General features: G+C 64.3%; 27 protein-coding genes and 1 tRNA gene. 13 read left to right on the top strand and 15 right to left on the bottom strand.

Translation table 11 applies throughout. The features are described 5' to 3' along the window. Positions 1-10: 10 nt before the first annotated feature. On the top strand, positions 11-451 hold the full coding sequence (locus CK227_RS06230) for a cupin domain-containing protein (RefSeq protein ID WP_095772249.1): 441 nt from the start codon (positions 11-13) through the stop codon (positions 449-451). Here the strand turns inward: CK227_RS06230 and CK227_RS06235 are convergent. The 3 genes from CK227_RS06235 to CK227_RS06245 form a co-directional block, all read right to left on the bottom strand. Then, positions 426-1,100, bottom strand: coding sequence for a lysoplasmalogenase family protein (locus CK227_RS06235; RefSeq protein ID WP_095772248.1), 675 nt, complete (start codon positions 1,098-1,100; stop codon positions 426-428). The genes CK227_RS06230 and CK227_RS06235 overlap by 26 nt on opposite strands. Beyond that, complete coding sequence (locus CK227_RS06240; protein ID WP_095772247.1) at positions 1,097-2,011, bottom strand: EamA family transporter; 915 nt, start codon at positions 2,009-2,011, stop codon at positions 1,097-1,099. Before CK227_RS06240 ends, CK227_RS06235 begins: the two co-directional genes overlap by 4 nt. A gap of 82 nt (positions 2,012-2,093) precedes the next feature. Beyond that, positions 2,094-2,882 (bottom strand): DUF3108 domain-containing protein, encoded by a 789-nt coding sequence (locus CK227_RS06245; protein ID WP_095772246.1) that lies wholly within the window; start codon positions 2,880-2,882, stop codon positions 2,094-2,096. A 259-nt stretch (positions 2,883-3,141) separates the two neighbouring features. Here CK227_RS06245 and rpmB point away from each other — a divergent pair, with 259 nt between their 5' ends. The 3 genes from rpmB (at position 3,142) to CK227_RS06260 (ending at position 4,962) form a co-directional block, all read left to right on the top strand. Next, positions 3,142-3,438 carry a 50S ribosomal protein L28 gene (gene rpmB, locus CK227_RS06250; protein WP_010911765.1) on the top strand — a complete coding sequence of 99 codons (297 nt, stop codon included), beginning with the start codon at positions 3,142-3,144 and terminating at the stop codon, positions 3,436-3,438. 153 nt (positions 3,439-3,591) lie between these two features. Beyond that, on the top strand, positions 3,592-4,272 hold the full coding sequence (locus CK227_RS06255; protein WP_095772245.1) for a queuosine precursor transporter: 681 nt from the start codon (positions 3,592-3,594) through the stop codon (positions 4,270-4,272). 3 nt (positions 4,273-4,275) lie between these two features. Continuing rightward, on the top strand, positions 4,276-4,962 hold the full coding sequence (locus CK227_RS06260) for a spermidine synthase (protein WP_095772244.1): 687 nt from the start codon (positions 4,276-4,278) through the stop codon (positions 4,960-4,962). A 52-nt stretch (positions 4,963-5,014) separates the two neighbouring features. Here CK227_RS06260 and CK227_RS06265 read toward each other — a convergent pair whose 3' ends face one another. The 4 genes from CK227_RS06265 to CK227_RS06280 all read right to left on the bottom strand — a co-directional run bounded on the left by CK227_RS06265 (position 5,015) and on the right by CK227_RS06280 (position 9,689). After that, complete coding sequence (locus tag CK227_RS06265; RefSeq protein WP_095772243.1) at positions 5,015-6,043, bottom strand: esterase-like activity of phytase family protein; 1,029 nt, start codon at positions 6,041-6,043, stop codon at positions 5,015-5,017. Then, the gene (cobT, locus tag CK227_RS06270) at positions 6,040-7,938 is read right to left on the bottom strand and encodes a cobaltochelatase subunit CobT (protein WP_095772242.1); all 1,899 of its coding nucleotides are present in this window, start codon (positions 7,936-7,938) and stop codon (positions 6,040-6,042) included. Before cobT ends, CK227_RS06265 begins: the two co-directional genes overlap by 4 nt. A gap of 11 nt (positions 7,939-7,949) precedes the next feature. Then, a complete protein-coding gene (cobS, locus tag CK227_RS06275; RefSeq protein ID WP_095772241.1) occupies positions 7,950-8,936 on the bottom strand; it encodes a cobaltochelatase subunit CobS in 987 nt (328 codons plus the stop codon). Positions 8,937-9,059: 123 nt separating this feature from the next. After that, positions 9,060-9,689 (bottom strand): J domain-containing protein, encoded by a 630-nt coding sequence (locus CK227_RS06280; RefSeq protein WP_019861454.1) that lies wholly within the window; start codon positions 9,687-9,689, stop codon positions 9,060-9,062. A gap of 158 nt (positions 9,690-9,847) precedes the next feature. On the opposite strand from CK227_RS06280, the gene CK227_RS06285 reads away from it, so the two are divergent. Then, complete coding sequence (locus tag CK227_RS06285; protein WP_095772240.1) at positions 9,848-10,150, top strand: BolA family protein; 303 nt, start codon at positions 9,848-9,850, stop codon at positions 10,148-10,150. A 30-nt stretch (positions 10,151-10,180) separates the two neighbouring features. On the opposite strand, the gene CK227_RS06290 is transcribed toward CK227_RS06285, so the two are convergent. The 5 genes from CK227_RS06290 to CK227_RS06310 form a co-directional block, all read right to left on the bottom strand. Beyond that, positions 10,181-11,734 (bottom strand): acetolactate synthase large subunit, encoded by a 1,554-nt coding sequence (locus tag CK227_RS06290; RefSeq protein WP_095772239.1) that lies wholly within the window; start codon positions 11,732-11,734, stop codon positions 10,181-10,183. 119 nt (positions 11,735-11,853) lie between these two features. Further along, the gene (locus CK227_RS06295) at positions 11,854-12,654 is read right to left on the bottom strand and encodes an alpha/beta hydrolase (RefSeq protein WP_095772364.1); all 801 of its coding nucleotides are present in this window, start codon (positions 12,652-12,654) and stop codon (positions 11,854-11,856) included. Positions 12,655-12,737: 83 nt separating this feature from the next. Continuing rightward, a complete protein-coding gene (locus tag CK227_RS06300) occupies positions 12,738-13,622 on the bottom strand; it encodes an HlyC/CorC family transporter (RefSeq protein ID WP_095772238.1) in 885 nt (294 codons plus the stop codon). Position 13,623: 1 nt separating this feature from the next. Then, entirely contained in the window at positions 13,624-14,760 is a 1,137-nt protein-coding gene (gene aroB / locus CK227_RS06305) for a 3-dehydroquinate synthase (protein WP_095772237.1), read from the bottom strand. Beyond that, positions 14,757-15,368 (bottom strand): shikimate kinase, encoded by a 612-nt coding sequence (locus CK227_RS06310; protein ID WP_095772363.1) that lies wholly within the window; start codon positions 15,366-15,368, stop codon positions 14,757-14,759. The genes aroB and CK227_RS06310 overlap by 4 nt, the downstream gene beginning before the upstream one ends. Before the next feature lie 211 nt (positions 15,369-15,579). Between CK227_RS06310 and CK227_RS06315 the strand changes: the two genes are divergently transcribed. The 5 genes from CK227_RS06315 (at position 15,580) to CK227_RS06335 (ending at position 19,541) form a co-directional block, all read left to right on the top strand. Beyond that, positions 15,580-15,732 carry a histidine kinase gene (locus CK227_RS06315; protein WP_095772236.1) on the top strand — a complete coding sequence of 51 codons (153 nt, stop codon included), beginning with the start codon at positions 15,580-15,582 and terminating at the stop codon, positions 15,730-15,732. Positions 15,733-15,756: 24 nt separating this feature from the next. After that, on the top strand, positions 15,757-16,674 hold the full coding sequence (locus CK227_RS06320; RefSeq protein WP_095772235.1) for a site-specific tyrosine recombinase XerD: 918 nt from the start codon (positions 15,757-15,759) through the stop codon (positions 16,672-16,674). Between the two features lie 98 nt (positions 16,675-16,772). Then, positions 16,773-17,723, top strand: coding sequence for an acetyl-CoA carboxylase carboxyltransferase subunit alpha (locus CK227_RS06325; protein ID WP_095772234.1), 951 nt, complete (start codon positions 16,773-16,775; stop codon positions 17,721-17,723). 238 nt (positions 17,724-17,961) lie between these two features. After that, positions 17,962-19,293 (top strand): murein L,D-transpeptidase family protein, encoded by a 1,332-nt coding sequence (locus CK227_RS06330; RefSeq protein ID WP_095772233.1) that lies wholly within the window; start codon positions 17,962-17,964, stop codon positions 19,291-19,293. 8 nt (positions 19,294-19,301) lie between these two features. Next, positions 19,302-19,541: a sulfurtransferase TusA family protein gene (locus tag CK227_RS06335; RefSeq protein ID WP_179295879.1), complete on the top strand. Its 240-nt coding sequence runs from the start codon at positions 19,302-19,304 to the stop codon at positions 19,539-19,541. 16 nt (positions 19,542-19,557) lie between these two features. Here the strand turns inward: CK227_RS06335 and CK227_RS06340 are convergent, their stop codons facing one another. Both CK227_RS06340 and CK227_RS06345 read right to left on the bottom strand, forming a co-directional pair. After that, entirely contained in the window at positions 19,558-20,667 is a 1,110-nt protein-coding gene (locus tag CK227_RS06340) for a GTP-binding protein (protein WP_095772231.1), read from the bottom strand. A gap of 68 nt (positions 20,668-20,735) precedes the next feature. After that, positions 20,736-21,902, bottom strand: a complete 1,167-nt coding sequence (locus CK227_RS06345) for a D-alanyl-D-alanine carboxypeptidase family protein (RefSeq protein ID WP_095772230.1) — start codon at positions 21,900-21,902, stop codon at positions 20,736-20,738. Positions 21,903-22,155: 253 nt separating this feature from the next. On the opposite strand from CK227_RS06345, the gene CK227_RS06350 reads away from it, so the two are divergent. From CK227_RS06350 to CK227_RS06360, 3 genes are all read left to right on the top strand, one after another. Beyond that, the gene (locus CK227_RS06350) at positions 22,156-23,319 is read left to right on the top strand and encodes a M20 aminoacylase family protein (protein ID WP_095772362.1); all 1,164 of its coding nucleotides are present in this window, start codon (positions 22,156-22,158) and stop codon (positions 23,317-23,319) included. Between the two features lie 84 nt (positions 23,320-23,403). Next, positions 23,404-23,480: transfer RNA gene (locus tag CK227_RS06355), tRNA-Arg, on the top strand. A gap of 135 nt (positions 23,481-23,615) precedes the next feature. After that, the gene (locus CK227_RS06360; protein WP_245318092.1) at positions 23,616-24,158 is read left to right on the top strand and encodes a cytochrome b; all 543 of its coding nucleotides are present in this window, start codon (positions 23,616-23,618) and stop codon (positions 24,156-24,158) included. Positions 24,159-24,192: 34 nt separating this feature from the next. On the opposite strand, the gene CK227_RS06365 is transcribed toward CK227_RS06360, so the two are convergent. Next, the gene (locus tag CK227_RS06365) at positions 24,193-24,627 is read right to left on the bottom strand and encodes a YqaA family protein (RefSeq protein ID WP_095772228.1); all 435 of its coding nucleotides are present in this window, start codon (positions 24,625-24,627) and stop codon (positions 24,193-24,195) included. Between the last annotated feature and the right edge of the window lie 2 nt (positions 24,628-24,629).

Consider the following 24,629-nt stretch of genomic DNA (forward strand, 5'->3'; position numbering starts at 1 on the left):
GCTCCGACCGATGACCAGCGCAGCAGAAATCATCGCCACCCTCGGACTGAAGCCGCATCCGGAAGGCGGCTGGTACGCGGAAACCTTTCGTGACGAGGCCGGCGGAGCGCGCGGCCATTCGACCGCCATCTATTTCCTGCTGGAACAGCACCAGCTTTCGGCCTGGCATCGGGTCAAGGACGCAGCCGAGGTCTGGCATTTCCATGCCGGCGCGCCGCTGGCGCTGTCGATGTGGCAAGAAGGCGCTGCCGTCATTGAGCAGGTGCTCGGCATCGGCCTCGCGGCCGGCGAACGGCCGCAGATCGTCGTGCCGGCGGGCTGGTGGCAGTCGGCGCGCAGCCTGGGCGAATGGACGCTGGTCGGCTGTACCGTCGCGCCGGGCTTTGATTTCGCCGCCTTCGAACTGGCCGAGCCGGGCTGGAATCCTAACCCAGGAGGAACCCCAGCGTAATCCCAAGCTGGGCTGCGTAGTACAGCACCCAGACGGCCAAACGCATCCAGGCGCGATGCGGCGAGATGGCCGCCACCAGAAATTTCTCGGTAGCCAGCAGACCGTCCGATGCCATGAACAGCACCGCGCCGCCGATGACCCAGGCGCTGTTGGTGGTCAGCGCCGCCATGCCCATCGCCAGGATCGCCACGACATAGATGGCGATCGGCACGCGCAGGCCGGGGCCGACACGGCGCCAGAGCGCGGCCAGCATGACGATGACGAACACCGCCAGTGCCAGCGCGATCGCCCCGCGCCAGGGCTCGGCCCCAAGCAGTCCCAACCCGCCGCCGCTGCGCAGGAACAGCGCGATGTAGACGATGTGGGCGACAAGGAAGCTGGCGAGCCCACCGAGAAACGCCTTTTCGCCGTCGCGCGACAAGAACGCGTCGCCCACCGCGCTGAGCGCAAGGGCCGCGACCAGCAGCAGCGGGCCGCTTTGCAGCGCCGAAAGCACGGCAAGCATCGCGACCGCGAGCGTCTTGGCCGCGGAGCGGGCGAGGCTCGGCGGCATGCCCAGCGTGAAGGCATAGATCACCGCCGCCACCAGCGAGAAGATCAGCGTCGCATTGGCATTGGCGTCGATGCCGCCGGCAAACGGCATCGTCATGCCGCGGCTCCGCTTTCGGATGCCTTGGCTTGGCTCTCGGCCTGGGCCGGCTTGCGCAGGAACAGCGACTTCGCCGCCAGGGCCGCGCCACCGGTGATGAGCACGCAGGCGGCGAGGATACGCAGCGACGGCTCGGCAACGCCGGCCGCAATCAGCACCAGCGTCGAGAGCAACGGCGCCAAGTAGCTTGCCGCGCCCAGCACCTGAATGTTGCCGCGCTTGACGCCGATGTCCCAGGCATAGAAGGCCGCACCCACCGGCATCAGGCCAAGTCCGAGCACGGCCAGCCACTGGCCCGCGCCATTTGGCAGAACGGTTTGTTCCAGCGCCAGATGGCAGACGAGCGACAGCACGGCGGTCGCCGCGCAGAACCAGGTGACGATGCTGGTCGGCACCGAGGGAAAGCGCCGTGACAAAAGCGAATAGGACGACCAGAGCAGGGCGCAGACGGCCGCCATGGCGTAACCGAAGGCGTAGCGCGCATCGAAGGCCAGCCCGCCGCCCTTGGTGACGATCAGCACGGTGCCGGCCAGGCCGAGCAACGCGCCGACGACATGGTTCCACGCCAGTTTTTCGCCCGGCATAAGGGCGGAGCCAAGCACGATCAGCAGCGGCCACAGATAGGCGATCAGGCTCGCCTCCACCGCCGGCGCGTTGCGCAGCGCTGTGAAATAGAAAAAGTGGTAGCCGAACAGGCCGGCAATACCGATCAGCCAGACCTGCGGCGGTATTTTCTGGCTCCTCTCGGCGGCCGGCATGAACAACCGCGCGACAAGGCCGACGCCGGTGCCGATCGAGAAGGTGAGCGCCGACAAAAGGAACGGCGGCACCTTGCCGGACGCATCGGTGAGCAGCGCCAGAAGCGCCCACATGGCGACCGCTGAAAAACCGATCAGTGTTGCGCGCCCCATTTCTGCCCCCGACAGCGCACCGAGGCGCCCACCACAATCTCGGGAAACCGCGTGGCGGTGGTCGTCCCGAAATTGCGTAAGATTACTCGACTGCTTCGAACCGTCTCGCGCTTATGGTCAGCGGACCGATCTGGGTCCCTACCGTAGCGTGGATCGGCGCATATACGCCGGTTTGGCCGAGCGGTGCAAACGTCACCATCATCCGGCTTTTGTTCCTGAGATAGTTCAGCGCCTTGCGGCCCTTGCGATAGCCGGCCACCGGGTCGAAACCCATCCGGCAGGTGATGGTGTCGCCCTTGTAGCCCGGCACCGAGATGGTGCCTTTCGAATCATAGGTCAGCGTCAGGTCGGCGCGCATCTCGCCATCATAGAACTTGACCGTGCGGCCGCAGACCTGATCGAGGCTGTCGGCGTGGATGACGGTGGCGGCCATCGGATCGAGTACCGATGCCAGGTCGCCGGCGCCGATCGGCACCCAGTCGTTGGGATCGCGCTTGCCAGGCGCCGGGATGACCTGCGTCGAGGTGACGGCGCCGTTGGCAAAGCGAATGTCGATCGCCGACACCTTCTTGCCGGAGGTATAATCGGCACGGAACGCCTGGGGCACCATTTTCTTGCCGGAAATCGTGCCCTTCGACGAGACCGTGCCGCGCGTGTCGTCGAATAATTTGGCGAGGCCCGCAGCCGTCACGCTACCTTCGATCGCGTAGGCGCCGTTCTCGTAATGGCTGGAGAAGGTCGATTTCGCGATCGAGAGACCAAGGAATGACACCGTGTACTCACCCTTGAACGACTGCGGCGAGGCAGCCGACGCGGCGGACGGCAAGGCGACGGCGAGCACGGCAACAAGCGCGTGAGACAAACGAAGCATGGCGGGATTGGATCCTTGATTTTCGGCCGGAGGCGGGCGACTCCGGTCTGGCGTGTCCCTATGAGACCGCTTATAGGATGAAATCCGGCCTTAATATGAAATGCCGGGCGCTTCCGTGGCGAACCCGGAGCTTGACGCCCCGGTGAAATGCAACTATGGAACGCCAACTTTTTCCATAAGGCCGCCTGACCAGAACCGCGCGCCACCCGGCGTGGGCACAAAGGTTTGGCAGGTCCCGAGAGAATTGAAGGTTAGAATTATGTCCCGCACCTGCGAACTCACTGCCAAGGCAGTCCAGACCGGCAACAATGTGAGCCACGCCAACAACAAGACCAAGCGTCGCTTCCTGCCGAATCTCGTCAATGTGACGCTGATCTCGGAAGCGCTGAACCAGAATGTGCGCCTGCGCATTTCGGCCAACGCGCTGCGTTCGGTCGAACATCGCGGCGGCCTCGACGCCTTCCTGGCCAAGGCCGACGTCAAGGAGCTGTCGCAGCGCGCGCGCCTGCTGAAGAAGCAGATTGCCAAGAAGCTGGCCGAACAGGTCGCTGCCTGACATCGTATAAAGGCGGGGGACCGCCCGGGCCAACTTTGTTGGCCTTGAGCATCGGATGGATCCGCAAGGTTCGACAATCCGGTGCTCGACTACGAAGCGAGCAGCGCCCGATGGGCATGATGCTCCTCTGGTTCCATTACCCAGGATAAAAAAATGACTTCCTTCTCGCGATATCTGCCCTTCGTGGCCGCCATGGCGCTTGTCGTCGTGGCATCGAACATTCTCGTGCAGTTCCCGATGCAGGGCCAGATCGGCGGCCTGTCGCTGGCCGACCTTTTGACCTGGGGGGCTTTCACCTATCCCTTTTCCTTCTTGGTCACCGACCTCGCCAACCGCCGCTATGGCCCTGCCGTGGCGCGCCGCATAGTCTTCGTCGGCTTCATGACGGCGGTGGTCTGCTCGATCCTTGTCCCGCCCTTCCTGTTTCGCCATGGCCTGATCGAATTCGAGACCGCGGCCGCCCGGCTGGTGCGCATCGCAGCCGCCTCAGGCGCGGCGTTCCTGTCCGCGCAACTGCTCGACGTCACCGTGTTCAACCGGCTGCGCCGGCAGAGCTGGTGGCGCGCGCCGATCGTCGGCACACTGGTCGGGTCGGTCTTCGACACCATGGTGTTCTTCACCGTCGCTTTCTCGGCCGCTTTCGCTTTTGCTGGCCCGAACGACAGTTTCGCGCTCGAGACGGCGCCGCTGATGGGCGTCTTCCACGTCGAGGCCATGCGCTGGGTTTCCTGGGCGCTGGGCGATCTCTCGGTGAAGCTGATCATCGCGGTGGTCGCGCTCATCCCTTATCGGCTGCTCGCCGCTCGCTGGAGCCAGCCGGCGCTGGCCGTTTAAACCATGATCCCCTGGGTTCACCTCGATTCGGCAAAGACCGGGGATGGTGTCCAGGAACTTCGCCTCAAGCGTCGCGGCAGCGAATTCTCGATCATGCTCGGCACCAACGAACTGATGAACAGCCGCCTCAGCGGCTCCGAGCAAGCGCTGGCGAAACTGTCGTGCCAAAGGATTGCGGGCCATCGCCAGCCGAGGATCCTGATCGGCGGCCTCGGCATGGGTTTTACATTGCGCGCCGCTCTGGCCGAACTTGGCAAGGATACCGGCATCGTTGTCGCGGAACTGGTGCCGGCGGTCGTCGCCTGGGCACGCGGCCCGATGGCGGAGGTGTTTGGCGGCTGTCTCGACGACCCCCGCGTCGCCATCCATGAGACCGATGTCGGGCAATTGATCCGGTCTGGGTCCGCGACCTGGGACGCCATCCTGCTCGACGTCGACAACGGCCCCGAAGGCATCGTCCACAAGGGCAATGACGCGCTCTACAGCCTCGCAGGCCTCGGCGCCGCACGCACTGCCCTCAAGCCGGGCGGCGTGCTGGCGGTGTGGTCGCAAGGACCTGACAGCGGCTTCACGCGGCGGCTGAAGCAGGCAGGCTTCGCCGTGGAGGAGGTCAACACGCGCGCCAACGGCAAGCGCGGCGCGCGCCACGTCATCTGGATCGCCACCAACGGCTCCCGGGAAGGCGCCTGACCAGATCGAACCCGCCGTTGAAAACGCTTCAGCTTGGCAGTTGGACCGCTTCTCAGTCCTGATGCAGGACGAATTCCAGGTAGAGGTTGCGCTGCAGGATCGAGTGGTTGTCGTCGGAGATCAGCGACACCATCACCGCGCCGTCATCGCGGGTCCAGACGTCGAGACCTTCCATATTGTCGATCTGGTAGCCCATGTCGGCGTCCAGCAGCACGGGTCCGTCGGCGACGGCGCCCTTCTCGACACTCTCGCCATGGATGCGCCGCAGCCGCATCTTGAGCCCGCCCGCCATGGTGAAACTGCGCTCCAGCAGCAAAAGGTCGCCGTCCGGCAGGAAGGCGCCGTCGGTGATGTCGAAGTCGCCGTTGCGCTTGACGGTGAAGACGCCCTTGTGCGGCCCTTCGATGATGGCGGCGTAGATGTTGCCGGCTCTGTCGAGGCTTTTCTCTGACACCACGACCAGACCGCCCTGATGCTGGCCGTTGGCATTGGCATGGGTAACGGTCTCGAAGCCGCGATTCTGGCGCAGCTCGCGCGCCGGCACCAGGAAATCCAGCTGCCGGTACGGCGCCTTCATATCAGTCGGATCGATCTTGAACTGGGCGACGCGGTGGTTGCGCTCGAAGCCGACGGTGGCGATGCCATCCTTGACCGCAAGGCCTTCGGCGTCGACTTCCCATTTCTCGTCGATCGGCTGGCCGCCCTGGTCGACCATCTGCTGCATGCGGAAGTTCTGGATGCCCACGGGCCGCCTGTCGGCATCGCGGGCCACCGTGCCGAAAAACCAGTAGCCGGTGTCGGCCACGCCGATGAAATCGCTGCCCGCTTTCAGAAAGCGGAGGGCCGACAGCGCGCCGAAATCACGCAATTTCGAGGTCATTTCCAGCCCGCCGACGAATTCGAGCGCGCCGAACTGCTTGTCGGTCCGGCCAATGCGGAACTCGGTGATCGGGCGGGACGAAACCTCGATGGGTTCAACCGAGGCCGAGCCAACCGCACCGGCTGGCGCCGAAGCCACGCCGGCGAACAGGGCGATGGCGGCGAAGAGCGTTTGCCGAAACCCGCCGCGCGAAAGGATCATCCGGCGCGCCGCATGCCGCCGCGCCGCGTGTCGCGCGCGCTTTCCTCGGCAAACAGCGAGGCCAGTTGCTCGGTCATGGCGCCGGCCAGTTCCTCGGCATCGACGATGGTGACGGCGCGGCGATAATAGCGCGTAACGTCATGGCCGATGCCGATGGCCAGCAGCTCCACCGGAGAGCGCGTCTCGATCAGCTCGATGACGGCGCGCAAATGGCGTTCGAGATAATTGCCGGGATTCACCGAAAGCGTCGAATCGTCGACCGGCGCACCGTCCGAGATCATCATCAGGATCTTCCGCTGTTCGGGCCGGGCGATCAGGCGGTTGTGCGCCCACAGCAGCGCCTCGCCGTCGATGTTTTCCTTGAGCAGGCCTTCGCGCATCATCAGGCCAAGATTGCGCCTTGCCCGCCGCCACGGATGGTCGGCCGACTTGTAGATGATGTGGCGCAGATCGTTGAGGCGGCCGGGGTTCGGCGGCTTGCCGTCCTTCAGCCACTTCTCGCGCGCCTGCCCGCCCTTCCACGCCCGCGTGGTGAAGCCGAGGATCTCGACCGAAACGCCGCAGCGTTCCAGCGTACGGGCAAGAATGTCGGCGCAGGTGGCGGCGACCGTGATCGGCCGGCCGCGCATCGAGCCCGAATTGTCGAGCACCAGCGTCACCACCGTGTCGCGGAATTTGGTGTCGCGTTCCTGCTTGAAGGACAGCGGCTGCATCGGGTCGATGACGACGCGCACCAGCCGCGCCGGGTCGAGATAGCCCTCTTCCAGGTCGAAATCCCACGACCGGTTCTGCTGCGCCATCAGCCGGCGCTGCAGCCGGTTGGCCAGCCGCCCGACGACACCAGACAGATTGGCCAGCTGCTTGTCGAGGAAGGCGCGCAGCCGGTCGAGCTCTTCCTCTTCGCAAAGCTCTTCGGCGCCGACCGTCTCGTCGAAAGCGGCGGTGTAGACCTTGTAGTCGATTTCCTTCGGCAGATTGGTGAAGGGGTTGTCGTTGCGGCGCGCCTCGCCGGGCGTTTCGGCATCCGCATCGTCGTCATCGGACAGATCGTCGGCGGTGGCGTCGGAGGCTTCCGTCTCGGACGACTGCTCGTCATCGGCCGAAGCCTCGGCGTCCTCGGACTGCGACTGCTCGGAGCCGGAATCGTCTTCCCCGCCCTCCTCGCTCTGCTCCTCGCCTTGCGGCTGGTTGTCGTCATTGTCCTCGGAATCTTCCGTCTCCTGGTCGTCGCCGAGTTCCTCGGCCATCTCCATGGAGGCGAGCATCTCGCGCACGACGCGGGCGAACGCCTGCTGGTCGTCGAGCTTAGCCGACAGGCCGTCGAGGTCGGCCTTGGCCTTTTCCTCGACCCAGGGGCGCCAGAGCTCGACCAGCCGCTCGCCGCTTTTCGGGACCGCCCGGCCAGTCAGCTTCTCGCGCACCATGAGCGCCAGCGCTTCCTCGATCGGAGCGTCGGCCTTGTCCTTGACGTCGACAAGGTTGGCCTTGGCGTATTTGTCCTCCAGCATCGAGCCGATATTGTCGGCAACGCCCTGCATGGCGCGGCTGCCGATCGCCTCGACACGGGCCTGCTCGACCGCGTCATAGATGGCGCGCGCCGCCTTGCCTTCCGGCGCCAGCTTGGTGTGGATGCGCGCATCATGGCAGGCGCGCTTCAGCGCCATGGAATCGCCGAGGCCGCGGGTAATCGCGATATCGGTCTTCGATGCCTTCTTCGGAAGTTCCGGCAAGCGCGCCCGGCTGCCGGCGAGCGCCGGCCTGTCCTTGGCGAAGCCGACTTCCATGTCCTTGTCGCCGGCAATGGCGCGCATGCAGACGGTGACGGCGCGCTTGAAGCCGTCGGCTTCAGACCCCGTCTTCGACTTGTTGCGCGTGTTGTCGCCCGGACCCGCCATCGAGGCTCTGCTTAGCCCAGCACCACGTTGGCGGCGCTCTCGGGCAGATCCTCGCCGAAGGCGCGCTGGTAGAACTCGGCCACCACCGAGCGCTCCAGCTCGTCGCACTTGTTGAGGAAGGTCAGCCGGAACGCCATGCCGATATTGCCGAAAATCTCGGCGTTCTCGGCCCAGGTGATGACGGTACGTGGGCTCATCACGGTCGACAGATCGCCATTGATGAAGGCCGAGCGCGTCATGTCGGCGACGCGCACCATCTTGTTGACGATGTCCTTGCCCTTGTTGTCGCGATAGTGCTTGGCCTTGGCCAGCACGATGTTCACCTCGTTGTCGTGCGGCAGGTAGTTCAACGTGGTGACGATCGACCAGCGGTCCATCTGCGCCTGGTTGATCTGCTGCGTGCCGTGATAGAGGCCGGTCGTGTCGCCGAGGCCGACCGTGTTGGCGGTCGAGAACAGCCGGAAGGCCGGATGCGGACGGATGACCCGGCTCTGGTCGAGCAGCGTCAGCCGGCCCGACGATTCCAGCACGCGCTGGATGACGAACATCACGTCCGGACGCCCGGCGTCATATTCGTCGAAGCAGAGCGCGACATTGTGCTGGTAGGCCCAGGGCAGGATGCCGTCGCGGAATTCGGTGATCTGCAGCCCGTCCTTGACGACGATAGCGTCCTTGCCGACGAGGTCGATACGGCTGACATGGCTGTCGAGATTGACGCGCACGCAGGGCCAGTTGAGACGGGCGGCGACCTGTTCGACATGGGTCGACTTGCCGGTGCCGTGATAGCCCGACACCATGACGCGGCGGTTGTAGGCAAAGCCCGCCAGGATCGCCAGCGTCGTTGCCTTGTCGAACAGATAGTCGGGATCGACGTCAGGCACATGTTCCGATGTCACCGAATAGGCCGGAACCACCATCTTGGAGTCGAAGCCGAATTTATCCTTCACCGACACCGTCGTGTCGGGCAGGTTGGCGATGTCGCGATCGACCTTGTTCATATCTCTCAACGTCTCCACGGGCGAAACGTCCCGTTTCGCCGGCAATCGATTTTGTTCGGGGGCGGTCTTAGAGCCTTTTCCAACCTTATGAAAGTTGGAAAGCGACACAAACCGTAGGGTCGCTCAGCACAGGCCCGCCTGTTTGAGCACGCGATAGGCCTGCAGCACATCGCGGAACCGGTCTTCCGAACCTCTGTCGCCGCCATTCGCATCCGGATGGTGGCGTTTCACCAGTTCCTTATAGCGCGCCTTGATATCCTTGCCAGTCGCCTTTGTATCAAGGCCAAGCGTTTCCAGCGCCTTGGCCTCAAGCGGCTTGGCCTTGCGCTCGCGCGCCTCGCGCGGATCCTTCGGCCCCTTGAACAGGTCGAACGGGTCGCGCATGCGGTTGTAATAGCCGGCACGGCCGGAGCGCATCTGCGCCATATCGGGTGACGAACGTGTCGAGGCGCCGTTGACGCCCATCTTCCAGGTCGGTCGATGGCCGGTCATGGCCTCCTTCTGGAAGCGCGCGACCTCGGTGTCCGGCACGCCGGAGAAGTAGTTGAAGCCCTTGTTGTACTCGCGCACATGATCGAAGCAGAAGCGGAAATACTCGCCCTCCTTCATGCGCCCGACCGGCGCGCGATGGGTGCCAGGCTCCTTGCAGCCGTCCCACTGGCAGATCGGCGAGTGCGACTTCAGCTCCGCATCCTTCTCCGGGCGGATGCGAATCTTCTCGAAATATTTGGGGTACGGCTTCATTTCACCCATTTATGGGGCGTTCGCAAATGCGAAACAAGAATTGACATTTCCGCGATCATCGCCCTAACCGCTGAATCGCGGCATAAAGCAGGCGAATTGCGGATTTAGTTGCGCGATAGTGGCCCCCAGGCTAGCGCGCCAGCCATATGTGGTGAACGGAGACGGCAATGTCCATACAGGCGACCATGGAAGACAAGCTCAACAAGGCATTTTCGCCGGAGCGGCTGGTCATCATCAACGAAAGCCATCTCCACGCCGGCCACCATCACCATGGCTCGGACCATCATGGCGCTTATGACGGCACCGGCGAGACGCATTTTCGCGTTCGCGTCGTCTCGTCCGCCTTTACCGGCATGAGCCGCATCGACCGCCACCGCGCCGTCAACGAATTGCTCGCCGACGAACTGAAGGCCGGCGTTCATGCATTGGCGATCGAACCGGCGGCGCCCGGCGAAAAGATCCGCTGGTAGCTCAATCCGCCCCGACCCTCCGCGGCGCGGTCAGATCACTGCTTCGATAAGGAACGGCCCGCGCCGTGACAGGGCACTGTCCAGCAGCGCGTCGAACCGCTCGCATGTGTCGGCGCGCGCCGCCTCCACCCCCATGCCCTTGGCCAGCGACACCCAGTCGAGCGCGGGATGGTCGAGGTCGAGCATGCGCCTGGCATTCTCGCCGATCGCGTTGACGCCGACATTCTTCATCTCGCCATGCAGGATCGCGTAGGTGCGGTTGGAAAAGACGATCGTCACCACGTCGAGATTTTCCCGCGCCTGCGTCCACAGGCCCTGCACCGTGTACATGCCGCTGCCGTCGGCCTCCAGATTGATCACCTTGCGGTCGGGACAGGCGATCGCCGCTCCTGTCGCCATCGGGATGCCGCCGCCGATCGATCCGCCGGTGCCCATCAGGTAGTCATGCGGCGCGGCAAAGGCCGACAGGGCGAAGAAACGCCGGGCCGAAGTGACTGCTTCGTCGCAGACGATCGCATTTTCCGGCAGCTTGCGCGCCACTGACAGCGCGATGGCGTCTTCCGTCAGCCCGCCGCGCGGCGCGGCCTCGTCGGGAAAAGCGGTTGCGAAGTCGGTCGGTTGCGATGGTTTGACGCCGAGTTCGTCGCGCAGCGCTTCCAGCGCCGCACGCAGATCCTGCCCATGGGCAGCGAGCGTCAGCACCTGGCAGCCGTCGCGGACAAGCCGCCCCGGTTTTCCTGGATAGGCGAAGAAGGCAACCGGCTCCTTGCCGCCGACCAGCACCAGCACGTCGATATCCGCCAGCAGCGCCGTCGCCGCATCGATCGGATAGGGGATGCGTGTCGGCGCGACGCGCCCACGCCCGCGCTGCATCCGCGCGATCAGGACCTCGCTGAACAATTGGACATCGCAGGCCGCCGAAATCTGGCCGGCGATCTCCAGCGCATCGGCGCGCGCCGCTCGCCCGCGAACGATCATGCCGACACGGCCGGAAGCCGCACGGATCGCCGCGGCGGTCGCGCGCACGGCGTCGCTATCGACGGCCGGTGGCGGCGAAAGGATGACCTTGCCCGGCGAGGCCGGGGCAGCATCGCCCCAGGCGGCATCCGCCGGCAGGATCAGCGTCGTGACCCCGGGCGGCGTCAGCGAGGCGCGGAAGGCCGCCTCCGTGGCCGGCTGGACATCGGCCGGCCCGGCGATGCGGCGAACCCAGTTGGACATCGGCGCCGCCAGGCCTTCGATGTCGCTGGTGAGCGGCGCGTCGAGCGGCAAATGATAGGAAGCGTGGTCGCCGACGATGTTGATCGTCGGGCTGAACGCACGCCGGGCGTTGTGCATGTTGGCCAGCCCATTGGCGAGGCCCGGACCGGTGTGCAGCAAAGTCGCGGCCGGGCGGTCAGTCATGCGCGCATAGCCGTCGGCCGCGCCCGTCACCACGCCCTCGAACAGGCCAAGCACGCAGCGCATCTCAGGCTTGCGATCGAGTGCCGCAACGAAATGCATTTCGGAGGTGCCGGGATTGGCAAAGCAGACCGTCACATCGTTGGCCAGCAGCACGTCGCACAGGACATCGGCGCCATTCATGCAATTTTTCTCCAAGTCATGAGGACCAAATGCACTTAGGGATGTCCGCACGGCAATATCCCGCCGCCGCTTTTGGCATGATCCAGTCGCAGAAGTTGGCGAGCGGAAGTCGACAGCGATCAGCCGACCGTCGATTTCAGGAAGGCCAGGGCGGCAGCGGTCAGCGCGTCGCCATCCCTGCCGAAATCGCGGTTGATCGACATGTGCGTATAGGCGCTGCCGTCGAACAGCGTTACCTCGGTGCCCGTGGCGCGCAAGCGCTCGGCGAAGGCTTTCGACTCCTCGCCACGGCCTGACGCCCCCGAATACGCGATGAAGGTCGGCGGATGCTTGCGGCCATCGACATAGCTGGCGGGCGAAAGTGCCGCCCATTGCGAAGGGTCGGAAAAGACCCGCGCATAGGCACGCACCATGCGGCCATTCTTCTCGAGCGCCGCAAGATCATAGGCCCTGGTGTCGTCGAGAAGCAGGCCGGCGACGCCGGGCAGCCCGCCGCGCATGCCGGTCAGCGCGATCAGATGGCAGCCGGCGGAATGGCCCATGCCGACAACGCGCTTGGGGTCGCCACCATGCTTGGCGATATTTGCGCTGACATAGGCATAGGCCTTTTCGACGTCACTGGCCTGCGTGGCGACATCGGCCTCGGGCAGCATGCGGTAGTCGATGGAGACGAAGCAGAAGCCGTTGGCGAGCAGGAAGGCCGGCTTAGCGCCGACCTGGCTGCGCTTGCCGAACTCCCAGGCCCCGCCATGGGCGAAGAAGACGACAGGCAACCCGCTTGCGCCGTCGGGCGCATAGATGTCGAGCTTGGCCGGTCCGTAGTCGAAGGTTTTGGGAGATGGTGAGGATTGGCGCGCGAGCGTCGTGGCCGGCACAAAAGCCGCCATCGAAGCCAGAAGCAGGGTTCGCCGATCGATCATCATCTTCTCCTGACTGCCCGGCGCAAAATGCACCGGGACGCCGAAGTTCCAATGAAGGATCGGTAAGGTGGCCGAAAGTGGCGCTACGCGATCGGCCTGATCCTCAACCGGGCGATCCGGTTCTTGTCGCGCTTCATGACGATGAAGCGCTTGCCGTGGAAGGTGAAAGCCTGCTTCTCCTCGGGGATCGACTGCGCCTCGTGGATGACGAGGCCGGCAATCGTGGTCGCCTCCTCGTCCGGCAGGTTCCAGTCGAGCGCCCGGTTCAGGTCGCGGATCGGCACATTGCCGTCGACGACGACGGAACCGTCGGCCTCCTGCTTGACGCCCTGGATGTCAACATCGTGCTCGTCGGCGATCTCGCCGACGATCTCCTCGATGATGTCCTCCAGCGTCACCAGCCCTTCGACCTCGCCATATTCGTCGACGACGACGGCGAAATGCGCCTTGCGGCGCAGGAAGGCGTTGAGCTGTTCCTGCAAGGTCGTGGTGTCGGGCACGAACCAGGGCTTCGAGGCGATCTTCATCACGTCGATCTTGGAAAAGTCGTTGCCGACTTCGTTCAGCGCGCGCAGCAGATCCTTGGCGTGCAGCACGCCGACAATGTTGTCGAGCGAGCCCTTCCACAGCGGCATGCGGGTGTGCGGGCTCTGCAGGATCTCGCGCACCACTGCTTCCGGGGCGTTGTCGGCATTGACCGAGCGCATGTTGGTGCGGTGGACCATGATATCGGAGACTTCGAGCTCTTCGAGGTCGAACAGGCCGCCGATACGGTCGCGGTCCTCGCGCACCACCTGGCCGTCGCGGCGGAAATCGTCGACAGCACCGCGCAACTCATCCTGGCTCGAGCGCTGCGGCTCGATGCGCGACAGCTCATAGCCGAACATGGCGAGAAGGCGTGTGCGCACGGCAACGACCAGCAGGATGAGGATGGCAAGAACGGCGACGACGATCCAGCCATTGTCCATTTCAGCCGGCTTTCCGGCTGGCTGGGTGGTTTTCCCGCAGGAACGACAGCACTTCCGAAGCCGGAACGTCCTTGGCGATAAAAGCCTGGCCGATGCCGCGCGTCAGGATGAAGGTCAGCGCGCCGCGCGACACCTTCTTGTCCTGGGTGATGAAGGAAAGCAGCGCCTCGGCATCGGGCAATTCACCCGGAATATCGGCCATCCGCCACGGCAGACCGACCGCGCGCAGATGCGTCTCGACGCGTGCCGCGTCGTCGGGACTCGCCAGATTGAGCCGCGAGGAGAAGCGATGCGCCAGCGCCATGCCGATGGCGACCCCCTCGCCATGGACGAGCCGGGCGCCGTCATACTGCGTGGCGGCTTCGAGCGCATGGCCGAATGTGTGGCCGAGATTGAGCAGCGCCCGGTCGCCGGTCTCGAATTCGTCGCGGGCCACGACATCGGCCTTGGCACGGCAGGCTTCGGCAATCGCCTGCGCCCGCTCCGGCCCGCCGGCGAACACTTTTTGCCAGTTCGCCTCAAGCCAGGCGAAAAGTTCCGGCCGGTCGATCAGCCCGTACTTTGCGAGTTCGGCGTAGCCGGCGCGGAATTCGCGGATCGGCAGCGTGTCGAGCACTTCCGTGTCGGCCAGCACCAGTTTCGGCTGCAGGAAGACGCCGACAAGGTTCTTGCCGCGCGGGCTGTTGATGCCGGTCTTGCCGCCGACAGAGGAATCGACCTGCGCCAGCAGCGAGGTCGGGATCTGCACGAAATTCATACCGCGCCGCACGATGCCGGCGGCAAAACCGGTGAGATCGCCGATGACGCCGCCGCCCAGCGCTACGACGACGTCGCCACGCTCCAGCCTGGCGGCCAGAACGCCGTCGACCACCTCTTCGAGATGGGCAAAGCTCTTGGTCTTCTCGCCAGGCGGCATCGTGATGACGGTGGGCTGGATACCACCCTTCTCGAGCCCTGCCTTCAGCGTATCGAGATGCGCGGCGGCGACATTCTCGTCGGTGACGACAGCCGCACGCGTACCCGGCAGCCGGCGCGCAATCTCCTCGCCGGCGCGCGACAGAAGGCCGGAGCCGATCAATATGTCGTAGGCGCGGTCGCCAAGGCCGACTTCGACGGTGACTGGCTGGTCCACGCTCACGATTCGATCTCGCCCGTCGCTGCAATTTCATCGATGCCGAAATGCCGGCACAGCGCGTTCAGCACCTCCGCGGCGATGACCTCCTTGCGGTCGTCGCGGGTCGGCACGGTGACATCTGATGTCGCGTAGACCGGATAGCGCTCGCCCATCAGCCGCTCCAGCACGGCGCGGGGATCAGCGCTTTTCAACAGCGGCCGGTTCTGCTTCTTCGACACCCGGTCCATAAGAAGATCGAGTTCGGCCTTCAGCCACACCGACACGCCATGGCCGGCGATGGCCTCGCGCGTCTGCGCGTTCATGAAGGCGCCGCCGCCGGTCGAAAGCACCTGCGGGCCATTCTCAAGCACGCGCAGGATGACGCGCTGTTCCAGGGCCCTGAACTCGGTCTCGCCATAGCGTTCGAACAGCTCCGGCACGGTCATGCGCGAGACGCTTTCGATCTCCTGGTCGCTGTCGATGAAAGGCAGCGAAAGCATCGTCGCCACCTTGCGCCCGATCGCCGTCTTGCCGGCGCCCATCAGGCCGACAAAGACGATGGACCGGCTGCCCAGCCGGCCAAGCAGCGCGGCGTGGCTCTCGCCTGGAGGATTTGCCTGGTGCGCGTTCATCAGTTGTTTCTTGGGCCCTCTTTGCCGGCGTATCGACATGAAAAGCCGGTTTGCGTCAAGCGTGCCGAGTATAGGCAAGCTTATATCGGGCGGAGGATGCCTGCATCAGAAGTTGCCGACAGGCCTCCGCTTCTTCCTTGAATTGGTCGGATTGGCGTCCCATAAGGGCACAGGGTTTGGAAACGCAGAACAAGAAGACGGGCGAAAATTGATGCCGACACTGTTTCGCTTTGTCGTGATCCTCGCGATTCTGGCCGGCATTGCCTATGGTACGATGTTCGCATTGGTAATGTTCGTCGAGCCCAAAAAAGCGGAGATGAGCGTACGCATCCCGCCGGAAAAGCTGAGCCCCAAGAAAAACTGACAGAAGAAAAGCTGATCCCCGAGGATGAACAGCGCCGCCCGCATCGAGGCCTTCCTGGAAATGATGAGCGCCGAGCGCGGCGCCGCCGAAAACACGCTGTCCTCCTACCGACGTGACCTCGAAGACGCTTCGAGCGGGATCGATGGCGGGCTTGCCGGTGCTGCCGCCGCCGATATCCGTGCCTATCTCGACGATATCGCGGCGCGCGGCTTCGCGCCGACGTCGCAGGCGCGCAAACTGTCGGCGATACGCCAGTTCTTCAAATTCCTCTACGCCGAGGGCCTGCGCATCGACGACCCGACCGGCACGCTGGACAGCCCGAAAAAAGGCCGTCCGCTGCCCAAGACGATGAGCGAGGCCGAGACCGGCCGGCTGATCGACCGCGCCGCGGTGGAAGCCGGCGACGCCGGGCTCGGCTACAGTGACAGGCTGGCCGCGCTGCGCCTGCATGCGCTGGTCGAGGTGCTCTACGCCACCGGCCTGCGCGTTTCCGAGCTCGTCGGCCTGCCGGTGACGGTGGCGCAGCGCGACGACCGTTTCTTCATGGTGCGCGGCAAGGGCGACAAGGAACGCATGGTGCCGCTGTCGGCCAAGGCGCGGGTGGCGATGCGCGCCTGGCTTGCCGCCCGGGCCGGCGTGGCCGCTTTCGCCGAAAGCCCGTTCCTGTTTCCGGCAGCGTCCGACAGCGGCTACCTCTCGCGCCAGGTCTTTGCCCGCGATCTGAAAGGGCTGGCGGCGCGGGCGGGCATCGCCTCGGCGAAGATATCGCCGCATATGCTGCGCCATGCTTTCGCCAGCCATCTCCTGCAGAACGGTGCCGATCTCAGGGCGGTGCAGCAGCTGCTCGGCCATGCCGACATATCGACGACACAGATTTACACCCATGTGCTGGAGGAGCGGCTGGTGCGGCTGGTCAACGATCATCATCCGCTTGCCGACTAGGCCTCATATCGCTATGTGAGGACGACATTTCACCGCCGGGGGCCTTGGTTTCAAGGGTTCCGCAGTCCTTGCCTTCCGACGTATCGGTCCGCTCAAGCATGTACAATTACCTCGATTTCGAAAAGCCGGTGCAGGATCTCGAGCTCAAGATCCTCGAGCTCAAGAAGCTTGCCGAGAATGGCGAAGCGGTCGATGTCGCCGATGAGATCACCCGGCTGGAGAAGCGTTCGCGCGACGCGCTGCGCGATCTCTACAAGGCGCTGACGCCCTGGCAGAAAGTGCAGGTGGCCCGCCATTCCGACAGGCCGCATTGCGTCGACTACATCAAGGGCCTGTTCAGCGACTTCACGCCGCTCGCCGGCGACCGCAATTTCGGCGAGGACCAGGCGATCGTTGGCGGTTTTGCCCGCTTTCGCGGCGAGCCTGTCGCGATCATCGGCCAGGAGAAGGGCTCGGACACGACCAGCCGCCTGAGGCACAATTTCGGTTCGGTGCGCCCGGAAGGCTACCGCAAGGCGGTGCGGCTGATGGAACTGGCCGACCGCTTCAAGATCCCTCTGTTGACGCTGGTCGACACGGCAGGCGCCTATCCCGGCGTCGGAGCCGAGGAGCGTGGCCAGGCCGAAGCCATTGCCCGCTCGACCTCGGCCTGCCTTGCGCTGAAGGTGCCGTCGATCTCGGTGGTGATCGGCGAAGGCGGTTCGGGCGGCGCCATCGCCATCGCCACCGCCAACCGCGTCTACATGCTCGAACACGCCATTTATTCGGTGATTTCGCCGGAAGGGGCGGCCTCGATCCTTTGGCGCGACACCACGCGCTCCAAGGACGCGGCGACCAACATGAAGATCACCGCGCAGGATCTTCTGGAACTGAAGATCATCGACGCCATCATCCCCGAGCCGATGGGCGGCGCCCAGCGCGCGCCCGAAACGGTGATTGCCGCGACCGGCGACCTCATTGCCAGGACGATGAAGGAATTTGCTGGCGCCAACACCGATTTCCGCGAACAGCGCCGCGAGAAATATCTGGCGATGGGCCGCAGCCTCTGACGGCATCCGCCAGCGGACAAGGCCATTGGAAGCCCCGCGCGCGCGGCAATGTGGCGGCAATGTGCAATTTCGCCACAAAAATGCCGCCGGATTCGGGTCAATGAAATTGCCGTGAGGGGTTGGTCGACGCTTGCGGTAAGGAATTTTCAAGGTTAACGGGCTTACGGTCCGTCGGTGTTCAGCATATGGGCTCGGCAGTTTCGCAGCCTGGCCCGAGGGAAAAGACATAGCCGTATCCATGTTTGCCAAGCTCGCCCGCACCGGAGTCCTCGCCGCCTCGATAGCCATCGCCGGCTGCAATGATTCGTCGATGAAGGACTTTGCCCCGGAAGCCAACAAGCCGCTGCCGGACAAGATCCTTGCCGACATGAAGGCCAAGGGCATGGTGCGCACCTCCTCGGTGATGGCGCGCATCTTCAAGGAAGAGGGCAAGCTCGAGATCTGGAAGGCCAAGACCAATGGCCGCTACGACATGGTGGCGAGCTACGACATCTGCAAATGGTCGGGCAAGCTCGGTCCCAAATACACCGAAGGCGACCGCCAGGCGCCTGAAGGCTTCTACACGGTCCGCCCGTCGCAGATGAATCCGCGCTCCAACTACCATCTGTCCTTCAACATCGGCTTTCCCAACGCCTATGACCGCGCCAACGGCCGTACCGGCCAGAACCTGATGGTGCATGGCGCCTGTTCATCCTCGGGTTGCTATTCGATGACCGACGCGCAGATCGAGCAGATCTATGCCTTCGGCCGCGACGCTTTCCAGGGCGGCCAGACCGAGTTCCAGGTTCAGGCCTTCCCATTCCGCATGACCGCCGCCAACATGGCCCGCTATCGCAGCGACCCGAACTACGAGTTCTGGAAGATGCTGAAGGTCGGCTACGACAATTTCGAGGTCACCAAGGTGCCGCCGAAGGTCGATGTCTGCGAGAAGCGCTACGTCTTCAACCAGGTCGCCGCCGATGGCCAGACATTCGATCCGACCGGACCATGCCCGGCAACCACCCAGCCGGATTCGCTGAAGAGCGCCTACAACGCCTATCAGAGCACCTATGACGCGGCCTTCAACAGCGCGCTCAAGGCAAGCGTGCCGCCACCGAAGCCGACCATCGCCGGCATCAAGGAAGCCAGCATCGTCTCCGACTGGTCGAAGCGCCGGGCGCGCGGCGAGCGCGTGCCGATCGATCCGCCTTCGCTCAACAATGACGGCACGGTGACCGAAACGGCGCGCATGGGCCGCATCGATTCGCCGGCCGGTCGCAAGATGGCGGCACTCGACGCCGAAAAGGCCGCCAAGCAGAAGGCCGAGGAGCAGAGGCTGGCCGCCATAGAGGCCGCCAAGCAAGCCAAGGAGGCCGCAAAGGCACAGGCGCTGGCCGAAAAGGAAGCGGCCAAGGCGCAAGCCGTGGCGGCAAAGGAAGCGGCCAAGGCCGCCAAGGAAGCCCCGGTCGCCACCGCCACCATAGCCGCCCCGACGGAGGCCGCGCCGGAAGCCGAAACGCAGGCAGCGAGCGCCGATGAGAGCCGGGTGACCAAGCTGAAGAACAAGCTGCTCGGCATGTTCGGCGGCTGAGCTTGGTCTTGGCCGGGGGGACCGCTGTCTACGACCTGAAAGGGCTGAACTGCCCTTTGCCGGTACTGAAGGCAAAGAAGCGGCTGGCGGGAATGCAGCCGGGCAGCCGGCTCTGGCTCGAGACCACCGACCCGCTCGCCGTCATCGATATTCCCGCCTTTTGCTCGGATGCCGGCCACCAGCTGATTGAAACAGCCGCAGTATCAGGCGGCCATCGGTTCCTGGTCGAGCGCGGCGGGACCATCTGAATTTCAGTGTGAAGCGCTATCTTCCGGCGATCGCCAGCGGATTGTTCTCCAGCGCCGCGCGGTCGGGCGTGTCGATCGACGGCCGGTTGGTGAAGGCGGCGAACAGCCTGCGCACATAGTCTTCCGGCATGTCGAGCGTGATCAGCACCAGCCGCGCGCCGCGCTGGCCGTTCGGCCAGGCGGGCAACCTTGCCTGCGGATGCAGGATCTTCTGCACGCCGTGGATGACCAGCGGGCGTGACGGATCTTCGCTGAGTTCGATCACGCCCTTCATGCGCAGCAGCTTCTCGCCATGCGTCGAACGCAGCAGGTCGAGGAACATTTCTATCGCTGAAAACGGCACCGGACCGTCATGGACAAGCGAATAGGAGCGCACGCGGGAATCGTGGCGATGGCCATGCCCATGACTGTGATCATGGTCATGACCATCGTGGTGATGGTCGTGGTCATGCGCCGCTTCCTCGCCGAGCCAGCGGCGCACATCGGCGGATTTGGTGGCGGGATTGTAGAGGCCGCAATCAAACAGCGCCGCCACGCCGGTCGTTGAATGGCCGGCATCAAGCAGTTCGGCACCCGGATTGATCTGCCGCAGGCGCGCCCGCAGCGTGTCGAGATCGCCGGCATCGGTCACCAGGTCGGGCTTGCTCAGCACGATGCGGTCGGCGACGGCGACCTGCTTGACCGCCTCGACATGGGCGTCGAGCGTGGCATTGCCATTGACCGCGTCGACCAGGGTGATGACACCGTCGAGCCGGAAAGCCTGGACGAGCGCCGGATGCGCCATGATCGACTGCAGCGCCGGCGCCGGGTCGGCCAGCCCCGTGGTCTCGACGATGACGCGGGCAAGCCGGGCGATACGGCCGGTCTGCAGCCGGTCGACCAAATCGGCCAGCGTATCGACCAGTTCGCCGCGCACGGTGCAGCACAGGCAGCCGTCGGAAAGCTGGATGATCCCGTCGGAAGCCTGCTCGACCAGCAAATGGTCGATCGCCACCTCGCCATACTCGTTGATGATGACCGCGGTGTCGGCCAGCGCCGGGTCCTTCAGCAGCCGGTTGAGCAGTGTCGTCTTGCCGGCGCCGAGGAAGCCGGTCAGCACCGAGACGGGGATCGGAAACCCATTCATTAGGCTCTGTCTCTTTGTTTGAGCATGATCTTTTCCGAAAACCGGATTCCACTGTTCGGGATCATGCTCTAGTTCGCGACCTTGACCGGCTGGTCGCCCTGCGCGGCGGAACCGGCAACGGCCGGACCGGAGCCGGTCGGCGCCGGCCGATCGGGCCGCCAGCTCGGGATCGGCACGTCGGCATATTCCTGGCCGCCCTGGTCGAGCATCGCCTTCGGCGCCGGGCCGGTGGCGCCGCCGAGGCCGACGGCGACCAGCGTCGGCACATGGTCGAGCTTTTCCTGATAGGGCGATTTCGGCGCGTCCTTGGCAGCGGCCGCCGGCGGCGCCTCGGACTGCTCCTCCTTCGTCTTCTTCTTGCAGACCTCGTCATGCATGTCGTTGGGCGAAACCGTGTCGCCATAGGGCGCCAGCGTGGCGACGGTGGCCGAACCGGTCGTGGGCGTGTCAAATCCCTGGTCGAGCAGTTTTGCCGCGGTTTCGGCGCGGCTGACCGCCGACTTCTCGCCCAGCACAACCGCGACCAGCGTGCGGCCGTTGCGCGTCGCCGAACCGATCATGTTGAAGCCGGAAGGGCAGACGAAGCCCGTCTTCATGCCGTCGGCGCCGGGATAGCGGCCGATCAGCAGATTGTAGTTCGAAATGGCCTTCTTGCCGACCGCAAGACCTTCGATCGAGAACCACGGCGCATATTGCGGGAACTCGCGGCGGATCGCCATCACCAGCACGGCGAGGTCGCGCGCCGTCGTGTACTGGTCGGGCGAATAGAGGCCGTTCGGATTGACGAAATGGGTGCCGTTCATGCCGAGCCGTGCGGCTTCAGCATTCATCCTTTCGGCGAAGGCGGCCTGCGAGCCGCCGACATTCTCGCCGACAGCCATGGCGATGTCATTGGCCGATTTGACCAGCATCATCTTCAGCGCATTGTCGAGCCGCATCACCGAGCCCGGCTTGAAACCCATCTTGCTTGGCGGCTCACCGGCCGAGTGCTTGGTCACCTTGATCGGCGAATCGAGCTGGACCTCGCCGGCCGCGATCGCCCGGAAGGTCACATAGGCGGTCATCAGCTTGCTCAGCGAGGCCGGATACCAGCGTTTGAAGGCATCCTGGTGCTGCAGGATCTGGCCGTTCTTCAAATCGAAGACAACCACCGGATTGGCCAGCGCCGGTCCGGCCAGGACCGACAGCATGATCGCGCCAGCCGAGAATAGTTTGAGGAAATGCCTGTGCCGCATGATCTAATCCGAAATCGCCTCTTGCCCTGATTGCCCCTGGCTCCGTAAGATTTCGTTACGCGACCGCCAGCACAATGAGTCCGACCCTCAAAAACGGACCACATCGGTGCGGTGCTATTTACCCTATGTGACGCCAACATGGCAAAGTGCCTGACAATCACAATTCCAAAGCCCCGGCACAATTGCAAAACCCCGGGCACAATTGCAGAAGACCAGGCTGAAGCCGGCTGCTCCAACAACGAATGGAACCATCATGCCAATCCTGAACCGCGCCGCTGAAATGCAGGACGAAGTCGCCGGCTGGCGCCGGCATCTGCACCAGACGCCGGAGCTGAACTTCGATGTCTTCAAGACGGCGGCTTTCGTCACCGAAAAGCTGAAAGAGTTCGGCTGCGACGATGTGGTCAGCGGTCTCGGCAAGACCGGCGTCGTCGGCATCATACGCGGCCGCCAAGGCGAAGGCGCCACCATCGGCCTGCGCGCCGACATGGATGCGCTGCCGCTCAACGAAATCACCGGCAAGCCCTATGCCTCGACCGTTCCCGGCAAGATGCACGCCTGCGGCCATGACGGCCACACGGCGATGCTTTTGGGTGCCGCGAAATACCTCGCCGAGACGCGCAACTTCGCCGGCTCCGTGGCGGTGATCTTCCAGCCGGCGGAAGAAGGCGGCGGCGGCGGCAACGAGATGGTCAAGGACGGCATGATGGAGCGATTCGACATCTCCAAGGTGTTCGGAATGCACAACATGCCGGGCCTGCCCGTCGGCCAGTTCGCCATCCGTCCTGGCCCCATCATGGCGGCGACGGCCGAATTCACCATCACCGTGAAAGGCAAGGGCGGTCACGCCGCGATGCCGCACGGCACGATCGACCCGATCGTCATCACCAGCCAGCTGGTCGGCGCGCTGCAGACGATCGCCTCGCGCAGCACCGATCCGGTCGAGGCCGTGGTGGTGTCGGTGACCAAGTTCCATGCCGGCGACGCCTACAACATCATCCCGGAATCGGCGGAGATCGCCGGCACCGTGCGCACCTTGCGCAAGGAGATCGCCAAGAAATCCGAAGAGCGCATCCGCACCATCTGTGACGGCCTGGCGACCGCTTTCGGCGCCAAGATCGAGATCGACTACCAGGCAAACTACCCCGTGACCTTCAACCATGCCGATGAGACGGTGTTTGCCAGCGATATAGCGGCCGATGTCGCCGGCGACGCCCATGTCCACCGCGGCATCCAGCCGGTGATGGGCGGCGAGGATTTCTCCTACATGCTGGAAGCCCGCCCCGGCGCCTTCATCTTCATCGGCAATGGCGACACCGCCGGTCTTCACAACCCGGCCTATGATTTCAACGACGAGGCCATCCCGCACGGCATGAGCTACTGGGTGAAGCTGGCGGAAACCGCGCTGGCCGCGTGATGAGCACTGCACAAGAGGCCGGCCGATTGCATGCGGCCGGCCTCTTGGCGAAACGGTCCGAAGCGGTTATGTGTCGGGCCGCGTGGTCCCGTAGCTCAGTAGGATAGAGCGGCAGATTCCTAATCTGTAGGTCACAGGTTCGATTCCTGTCGGGATCACCATGCATTTTCAAGTGCTTGGCGAAGAAGTACTGTACCTCTTTGCGAAATCAGGTCCGTTGAAGAGGACGAAGACATCACGCCCTCATGCGCCCCCTTGATAGATGTCGGACCGCGAAGGTGAGCGGGAAACCTCGCTTGCATTGGCATTTCGGCATTCGTCTACTGCACTGGCTGACCGTGGCGGCGCTCGCGGCGCAAATCGCCATTGCCTTCGGGCCGATGCGGGGGCCGGGCATGGCGATGATGAACTGGCTGCCGCTTCACATGTCGATCGGCGCGACGATCCTGGCCATCATCGTCCTCAGGCTTTGCTGGCGCAGCTTCACCCAGGCCCCGGCCAGGCCAACCTCACGGTTCGTGCGGTTCGCGACGGCTTTCTTCCACATGTTACTCTACGTCACCATCCTCGCCGTCCTGATAACGGGATGGCTGGGCTACCGGCCAATGCCTTTCATGCCCCCCGCACGGCTTTTTGGAACCTTGCCCGTGCCGCTGGCACCATCGGTTGGCGCGCTGTCGGCAAGGGGTTTCGCGTTCGTGCATCAGAAGCTGGTCTGGATAATGCTTGGACTTGTCGGCATTCACGTCCTGGCTGCCACGGTGCATTTGGGGCTGTTGCGCGATGGCGTCATGCGAAGCATGGTCTTCGGCCGGCCGAAAAAGGCCTCGCGCGGATGACAATGCTGCTTGCGGTCGATGATGTGGAGATGGCTCACGCCGTCGCCCACAACCCTCCCGCGACGATCACTGCATAGCGTGCAGCCTTGCCTGTCGCGACAAGAGCGACGAACACACCGAGGTTCGTACGCGCAGCGCCCGCGGCAAGGGTGAGAGCATCTCCGACAACCGGCAGCCAGGCAAACAACAGTGTCCATTCGCCAAAGCGCCGGAACGTTCGACACGCCTGCTCGTAGCGATCGGCGGTGACCGGAAACCAGCGCCTGTTGCGCAGCCCGTCAATGCCACGCCCCAGAACCCAGTTCAACACGGAGCCGAGCGTGTTGCCGATCGTTGCCACCATAAGGAGCAGCCAGGGGTCACCGCGGCCCGAGACGACAAGGCCGGCGAGCACCGCCTCCGACGAAACCGGCAGGACGGTTGCGGCGAGGAAGGCGCTGAGGAACAGTGCGCCATAGAGCGCCGCCACGC

The sequence above is a fragment of the Mesorhizobium sp. WSM4308 genome, assembly GCF_002294905.1.
Lineage (GTDB): Bacteria > Pseudomonadota > Alphaproteobacteria > Rhizobiales > Rhizobiaceae > Mesorhizobium.